We start from the raw sequence: 458 nt of genomic DNA, 5'->3' as shown, positions 1-458 counted from the left end.
ATGATATGTTATCTACAATCAAAAGAGGCTGGATAAAAAATTAATTTTATACATCGGATGAAGTTACATATATAATATAGGAAACTCGTTTTATTCTATTTAAAGGAGTAGTTTTAATGTTAGACATCATTCAATTTGATAACAGCCTTAAAGAAACCCTGGTAAGTAATTCGTTATTGCCACTTGATTCAAATTCACTATGGCGTTGTTTCGAAATCTCTTTTAAATATAATGAGAATGAAAAGTATACGAAAGGCCTACCATTAAGAAGAAAAATCAATGAATCTGTCCCTAAAGATAAGCGAGGATTATATGTATTTGTCAATCTTACTGCGGAGGAAGCTTTGTATGTAGGTGAAGGTTGGATACGCGATAGATTGCATAGACATATTAAAAAGCTATACCTTTTAGAAAAAAAGACTAGCAGAGAGTTCTTCAAATCAATTCAGGGTGATGTT

1 protein-coding gene is annotated in these 458 nt (G+C 31.2%); it reads left to right on the top strand.

Annotation, left to right across the window (positions count from 1 at the left end; all coding sequences use genetic code 11):
- Positions 1 to 116: 116 nt before the first annotated feature.
- Positions 117 to 458, top strand: a 342-nt coding sequence (locus KVT27_RS23700) for a hypothetical protein (RefSeq protein WP_217582078.1), incomplete at its 3' end; no start/stop codon positions are given.

Origin of the sequence: Lysinibacillus sp. GbtcB16 (genome assembly GCF_019091145.1) — a bacterium.
In the GTDB taxonomy this organism is placed as follows: Bacteria; Bacillota; Bacilli; order Bacillales_A; family Planococcaceae; genus Lysinibacillus; species Lysinibacillus fusiformis.
This window is presented reverse-complemented; position numbering and strand designations above follow the sequence as displayed.